The following is a 7,902-nucleotide window of genomic DNA, read 5'->3' as shown; positions in this document are numbered from 1 at the left end:
AGAGATAATCGAAAGATTATTGAATCAATTGCTTTTAAAGCAGAGAACACAAAAGCCTGTCATCAACGCTATGATGGCAGCGGACCAAGAATACAGGTCAAGCATTAAGAGCGCAGGGTGGATGCCTTGGCACTGAGAGCCGATGAAGGACGTGATAAGCTGCGAAAAGCTTCGGGGAGGAGCAAATATCCATTGATCCGGAGATATCCGAATGGGGAAACCCACTTGAGCAGACCTCAAGTATCCATACGCCAATCCATAACGTATGGAAGGGAACCGGGGGAACTGAAACATCTAAGTACCCCGAGGAGAAGAAAGAAACCTCGATTTCCAAAGTAGCGGCGAGCGAAATGGAAAGAGCCCAAACCGTGGTGCGTGCACCGCGGGGTTGTGGACTGCATAAGGTACTCGAATCAATAGCCGAACAGTTTTGGGAAATCTGATCAGAGAGGGTGAAAATCCCGTAGGCGAAATTGAAGAGAGGCTGGCAGGATCCAGAGTACCACGAGACACGGGAAACCTTGTGGGAAGCAGGAGGGACCACCCTCCAAGGCTAAATACTCCTCAGTGACCGATAGCGCATAGTACTGTGAAGGAAAGGTGAAAAGGACCCCGGGAGGGGAGTGAAAGAGAACCTGAAACCCTGTGTTTACAAGCTGTGGAAGTGCCTTATGTGCACAACCGCGTACTTTTTGTAGAACGGTCCGGCGAGTTACGTTTACTGGCAAGGTTAAGCACTGCAGGTGCGGAGCCGAAGGGAAACCAAGTCTTAAGAGGGCGTGAAGTCAGTAAGAGTAGACCCGAAACCGGGTGATCTACCCATGTCCAGGCTGAAGCTGCCGTAAGAGGTAGTGGAGGGCCGAACGCACATCCGTTGAAAAGGGTGGCGATGAGGTGTGGGTAGGGGAGAAATTCCAATCGAACCCGGAGATAGCTGGTTCTCCTCGAAATAGCTTTAGGGCTAGCCTCGATGGAGTCTTACGGAGGTAGAGCACTGAATTTCTAAGGGGGCGTCAAAGCTTACCAAGGGATATCAAACTCCGAATGCCGTAAAGATGCTCATCGGGAGTCAGACTGCACGAGATAAGTTGGGCAGTCAAAAGGGAAAGAGCCCAGACCTGCTGCTAAGGTCCCAAAGTACGTGTTAAGTGGAAAAGGATGTGGGATTTCGAAGACAACTAGGATGTTGGCTCAGAAGCAGCCACACATTCAAAGAGTGCGTAATAGCTCACTAGTCGAGAGGTCCTGCGCCGAAAATGTCCGGGGCTGAAACACGACACCGAAGCACAGGATACCGCAAGGTATGGTAGAGGAGCATTGCTGGCGCAACGAAGCAGTACCGGAAGGAGCTGTGGAGTGCCAGGAAGAGAGAATGCCGGAATGAGTAGCGAGAGAGAGGTGGGAATCCTCTCGGCCGAATATCCAAGGTTTCCAGGGTAAAGCTGATCTGCCCTGGGTAAGTCGGGGCCTAAGGAGAGGCAGAAATGCGTATCCGATGGACAGCAGGTTGAGATTCCTGCACTATCTTAAAACAGAACTGTGGGGACATTTGTGGAGAGCACAGGCGCGGAACGGAAAGCCGCGTGCAAGCGAAGGAGGAGTCACATAGGAAAAACCGTGTGGCAATCCAAAGGCGTGATGCGGACCGAACTAAAGTAGGGAAGTGTGTGAGCCATGAATCAAGAAAAGCCGCTATTGTTTTTAAGATACCCGTACCGTAAACCGACACAGGTGGATGAGGAGAGAATCCTAAGGCCGGCGGAAGAAGCATTGTTAAGGAACTCGGCAAAATGACCCCGTAACTTCGGGAGAAGGGGTGCCAACGAGAGTTGGCCGCAGAGAATAGGCTCAAGCAACTGTTTAGCAAAAACACAGGTCTATGCAAAACCGTAAGGTGAGGTATATGGGCTGACGCCTGCCCGGTGCTGGAAGGTTAAGAGGAGAGGTTAGCGCAAGCGAAGCTTTGAATTTAAGCCCCAGTAAACGGCGGCCGTAACTATAACGGTCCTAAGGTAGCGAAATTCCTTGTCGGGTAAGTTCCGACCCGCACGAAAGGCGTAATGATTTGAGCGCTGTCTCGACAATGCATCCGGTGAAATTGAAGTACCAGTGAAGATGCTGGTTACCCGCGCCAGGACGGAAAGACCCCATGGAGCTTTACTCCAGTTTGGTACTGGGGTCCGGCAGTGCATGTACAGGATAGGTGGGAGGCTGTGAACCTGGAACGCCAGTTTCAGGGGAGCCATTGTTGGGATACCACCCTTGTGCTGCTGGGCTTCTAACCAGCGGCCTTTATCAGGCCGGGGGACAATGCCAGACGGGGAGTTTGACTGGGGCGGTCGCCTCCGAAAGGGTATCGGAGGCGCTCAAAGGTTCCCTCAGAATGGTCGGAAACCATTCGAAGAGTGCAAAGGCAGAAGGGAGCTTGACTGCGACACCGACGGGTGGAGCAGGTACGAAAGTAGGACTTAGTGATCCGGTGGTATTAAGTGGGAATGCCATCGCTCAACGGATAAAAGCTACCCTGGGGATAACAGGCTTATCACTCCCAAGAGTTCACATCGACGGAGTGGTTTGGCACCTCGATGTCGGCTCATCGCATCCTGGGGCTGTAGTAGGTCCCAAGGGTTGGGCTGTTCGCCCATTAAAGCGGTACGCGAGCTGGGTTCAGAACGTCGTGAGACAGTTCGGTCCCTATCCGGCGTGGGCGTAGGATATTTGAGAGGAGCTGTCCTTAGTACGAGAGGACCGGGATGGACTGACCTCTGGTGTACCGGTTGAACCGCCAGGTTCACGGCCGGGTAGCCAAGTCGGGAAGGGATAAACGCTGAAGGCATCTAAGCGTGAAGCCCCCCTCAAGATGAGATATCCCATTCGAAAGAAGTAAGACCCCTTGAAGACGACGAGGTAGATAGGGCAGAGGTGGAAGTGCCGTAAGGCATGGAGCTGACTGTTACTAATCGGTCGAGGGCTTGACCTGAATGGTTGTGTTCACAAAAATGGAATGATAGATGTGTAGTGTATGCGGTTTTGAAGGTATATCGGAAAAACCATCGGAGAGATTCGATGGTTTTTTACTGTTAAAAAATAAAAGAAAGAGCGCTGCTAATGAGAAAAAATACTCATTAACAGCGCTTTTCATTTCACAGAAAAAGCAGTATTATGGGGTTAGAAGAGTCTAACACAAAACAGACTCTTACACACTCAGGAAAAAAGATGCAGGGAGGAAAGTTATGTTTCTTGAGATTAATAACCTGAAGAAGAGTTTTGGAACCGGTGAAAGCCGTGTGGAGGTCTTAAAGGGAATCCAGTTTTCTGTGGAAAAAGGTGAAATCTGTGTTCTCCTAGGTCCATCCGGTTCCGGTAAATCGACACTGTTGAATATTATCGGCGGAATCGACGAGGCGGACAGCGGTTCGATCGTGATTGAAGGCGAAAAAATTGAGGATATGAATGAAAAAACGCTGACACGGTACAGACGAAAACATTTAGGATACGTTTTCCAGATGTACAATCTGATTCCAAACCTGACGGTGAAAGAAAATATTGAAGTCGGCGCATACTTAAGCGATCATCCGCTCGACATCAACGATCTGTTAAAGACACTGGGGCTCTATGACCACCGCGACAAGCTGCCGAACCAGCTCTCTGGCGGTCAGCAGCAGCGTACTTCAATCGGAAGAGCTATCATCAAAAATCCAAGCATTCTGCTCTGTGATGAGCCGACAGGTGCACTCGATTACCATACTTCAAAAGAAATTTTGAAGCTGATCGAGGACGTCAATCAGAAGTACGGCAACACCGTCATCATGGTAACACACAATGATGCGATCAAAAACATGGCGGACCGCGTGATTCGTCTGCGCGACGGCCAGATCCGTAAAAACTACGTCAATGAGACCAAAATCGCCGCCGGCGATCTGGACTGGTAAAGCGGGGTGGAAGTATGAAAAATCCATTACGAAAACGCCTGCTGCGGGAACTGAAGAACGATATTGGAAAATATCTCGTTATTTTTCTGTTTATGACGGCGACGATTGGCTTTGTGTCCGGTTTTCTCGTTGCGGATGAGAGCATGCTGTATGCTTACGATGAAAGCTTTGAAAAATACAACGTGGAAAACGGAAATTTTACAACAGAACAGAAGCTCACCGATAACCAGAGAACACGGTTGGAAAAAGAGAAGGTAACGATTTACGAGAATTTCTATAAAGACGAAGATGCCGACACGGATCTGGATTCGGAACCAGAGAGCACGATCCGTCTTTTTAAAAACAGAACAGAGGTCAATCTGGTCTGCCTGATGAAAGGCGAAATGCCGCAGCAGAAGGATGAAATTGCAATTGACCGTATGTATGCGGACAATAATGACCTGCAGGTCGGTGATGTGATCTCGGTTGATAAAAAAGAACTGACGGTTACCGGTCTTGTGGCACTTTCGGATTACAGTGCGCTGTTCAGCAATTCAAGTGACATGATGTTCGATGCGGTTAAATTCGGTGTGGGAATCATGACCGAAGAAGGGTATGATGCCATTACCGATGACCATATCAAATACTGCTATTCCTGGAAATACGATACGGAACCGAAAGATGAAAACGAGGAAAAAGAATGGTCCGATGATTTCGTCGAGGTTCTGGCGGCTCATTCCTCGCTGACGGGTTATCTGCCGCGCTACGGCAATCAGGCAATCAAATTTACCGGCGACGATATGGGCGGTGACAAGGCGATGGTGGAGGTACTGCTGTACATCCTGATTGCCATCATGGCGTTCATTTTTGCAGTTACGACAAACAATACGATTGTAAAAGAAGCGTCGGTGATCGGAACGCTGCGCGCATCCGGCTATACGAGACGGGAACTTCTGCTGCATTATCTGTCCCTGCCGGTACTGATTACGATTTTGTCGGCGGTGATTGGAAATATTCTGGGATACACCGTGTTTAAAGATATCTGCGCCGGTATGTATTATGGAAGCTACAGTCTGCCGACGTATCAGACGCGGTGGAATGCCAATGCATTTCTGCTCACGACCGTAATTCCGGCAATTCTGATGTTTGTGATCAACGCGGTGCTGATTTCCGGCCGTCTGCGTCTGTCACCGCTGCGTTTTCTGCGCCACGATTTTGCAAAGAAAGGAAAAAGCCATGCAGTGCGTCTTCCGAACTTCCGGTTCTTCTCGCGGTTTCGTCTGCGGATCCTGCTGCAGAACAAATCGAGTTACTTTACCCTGTTTCTAGGTATCGTATTTGCCAATATTCTGTTGCTGTTCGGTATGATGATGAAACCGCTGCTGTCACATTACCAGACGGAGGCGGTGGAAAATATGCTGGCAGATTACCAGTATATTTTAAACGTCCCGGATCCGATCGATGAGGATGATGAGTACACGCTGATGGGAATTGTGCAGAAACTTCTGACGCCATCGCTGAAGACAAATACGGAAGGCGTGGAAACGTTTGCTCTTACATCGCTGAAAAATATTCCGAAAAACCGGGAGGGCGAGAGCATTTCGGTATATGGAATTCAGAAAGACAGCAAATATGTTTCCGCTGAACTGTTTGAGGACGGCGTGACGATTTCCGACGGTTATGCCGAAAAATATGGAATGAAAGTCGGCGATACACTGGAACTGAAAGAGCCGTATGAGGACAAAACGTACAGCTTTGAAGTAAAAAGCATTTATGCCTACCCGGGAGCCCTTGCGGTATTTCTGCCGATGGATGTCTTCTGCGAGGAATTCGATCATCCAGAGGACTACTTTAACGGCTATTTCTCCAACGAGCCGATCACGGACCTGGAGGAATCGTATATCGCGACGAAAATTACGGAAGATGATATGACAAAGATTTCACGGCAGCTCAATGTGTCGATGGGAGAAATGTTCCAGCTGATCAATGTTTTCTCGATTGTACTGTTCATGCTGCTGATTTATCTGCTGACGAAGCTGATCATCGAGAAGAATACGACTTCGATTTCGATGGTAAAGATTCTCGGCTACGAGAACAGGGAAATTTTGAGTCTGTATCTGACGGCGACAACCTGGGTTGTGATCGTCTCAATCGGTGCCAGCCTGATCATTGCCTCCGCGCTGATCCGCCAGATTTATGTCATTATGCTTTCCGAGTACAGCGGCTGGCTGACATACTATATTGATCCGGCAATTTACGGAAAAATGTATCTGATGGGCCTTGCGGCGTATGCTGTTATCGCTGTGCTGCAGTTCCGCCACATCCAAAAGATTCCGATGGACGAGGCACTGAAAAATGTAGAATAAAAAAAGTTACAGGAGAAATCTTGACAAGCCCGGGCAAAGTGTGGTATATTGCTCTCAAACTTGGTGTGGATTTTTCAACTTGTAATAAAGTTCTTTTCGCCACGCAATTATCGAAAGCAGATAATTGCGTGGCTTTTTTTGTGGGCAATGAAGCAAAGTCCGTGCCTGCACGTAAGCCCACCAACAGAAAAGATCACAAATGGAGGTAATAATGAACGAAAACTTTATGAAAGAAAAGCCAGTATTTCCACTGCTGGTTTCGATGGCGCTTCCAATGGTAATCTCGATGCTGGTCAATTCCTTATATAACATTGTGGACAGCTTCTTTGTCGCACAGATCAGCGAAGATGCCATGACGGCGCTCTCCCTGGTTTATCCGGTACAGAATTTTGTAAATGCCGTTGCCATCGGTTTTGGAATCGGACTGAATGCGGTGATTTCGTATTATCTGGGAGCGGGTGACAAAAAGGCAGCCGGCTGTGCTGCAACGCAGGGTCTTGCCCTTACCATGCTGCATGCGGTTATTTTAACGATCGGAAGCCTTCTGGTCATCGAGCGTTTCCTGCGGATGTTTTCTTCTTCCGAAACTGTCATCGATCTTGGTGTCCGGTATTCACGGATTATCTTTCTGTTTACCATAGCAATCATGGCAAACCTTTACTTTGAAAAGGTTTTTCAGGCAGTCGGCCGGATGAAAGTGACGATGACCGGTATGATGATCGGCTGTATTGTCAACATCATTCTGGATCCGCTGATTATTTTCGGAATCGGACCGTTTCCGCGTCTTGGAATTGAGGGTGCGGCGCTTGCAACCGGCATCGGTCAGGTGACACCGGCCGTGATTTACTGGATCATTTACAAGATCCGCCCGATTTCGGTCAAAATCCGTCCGGAATATTTAAAAGAAGGAAAAAATCTGGTCGGAAGACTGTACGCGATCGGCGTCCCGGCGATCCTGAACCTGGCGCTGCCGTCTCTTCTGATTTCCGCACTGAATGGAATCCTGGCCGTGTATTCCCAGAGCTACGTTGTCGTGCTCGGCATTTACTACAAGCTGCAGACGTTCATCTATCTGACAGCAAACGGCATTGTACAGGGCATGCGCCCGATTATCGGCTTCAACTACGGCGCAGGCGAGCATAAGCGTGTGCGGAAGATTTATGAGATCACCCTGATTATGTGTGCGGTGATCATGCTTATTGGAACCGGCATCTGCCTTGCCATTCCGGAACAGCTGATCGGACTGTTCAGCAGCAATCCGGAGACCATCCGTCTTGGCGGACAGGCGCTGACACGCATCAGCGCGGGCTTTTTGATTTCGGCAGTTTCCATCACATCCTCCGGTGCGCTGGAGGGACTCGGAAAAGGCGGATCTTCCCTGATCATTTCCCTCTGCCGAAATGTCATTGTCATTCTCCCGGCAGCTTACCTGCTGTCCCATCTGGGAGGCGGCGTTTTCGTATGGCATGCCTTCTGGATCACAGAGGTCATTTCCGCAGCGGTTTCTCTTGTGGTATACCGCCGCGCAGTATGAAGATAAAAAATATAAGAAGAAAAGAAAAGCGGCCTCTTGTGGAAGGAGGCTTTTCTTTTTATAATAGATAATACAGACGTAAGAATTAAGT

At 49.0% G+C, this 7,902-nt stretch carries 3 protein-coding genes and 1 rRNA gene; all 4 read left to right on the top strand.

The genetic code is table 11. The features are described 5' to 3' along the window. The first annotated feature begins 94 nt into the window (after positions 1-94). Positions 95-2,981: ribosomal RNA gene (locus DW915_RS03080) — 23S ribosomal RNA — on the top strand. Between the two features lie 252 nt (positions 2,982-3,233). Further along, positions 3,234-3,932 carry an ABC transporter ATP-binding protein gene (locus tag DW915_RS03075; RefSeq protein ID WP_118741530.1) on the top strand — a complete coding sequence of 233 codons (699 nt, stop codon included), beginning with the start codon at positions 3,234-3,236 and terminating at the stop codon, positions 3,930-3,932. A 14-nt stretch (positions 3,933-3,946) separates the two neighbouring features. After that, positions 3,947-6,277, top strand: a complete 2,331-nt coding sequence (locus tag DW915_RS03070; RefSeq protein WP_118741529.1) for an ABC transporter permease — start codon at positions 3,947-3,949, stop codon at positions 6,275-6,277. A gap of 211 nt (positions 6,278-6,488) precedes the next feature. Further along, positions 6,489-7,811 carry an MATE family efflux transporter gene (locus tag DW915_RS03060; protein WP_118741528.1) on the top strand — a complete coding sequence of 441 codons (1,323 nt, stop codon included), beginning with the start codon at positions 6,489-6,491 and terminating at the stop codon, positions 7,809-7,811. Positions 7,812-7,902: the final 91 nt, after the last annotated feature.

This window comes from Blautia sp. AM42-2 (assembly GCF_003480245.1).
Lineage (GTDB): Bacteria > Bacillota > Clostridia > Lachnospirales > Lachnospiraceae > Fusicatenibacter > Fusicatenibacter saccharivorans.
Note: the sequence above shows the minus strand (reverse complement) of the source record. Positions and strands in the feature narration are given on the sequence as shown.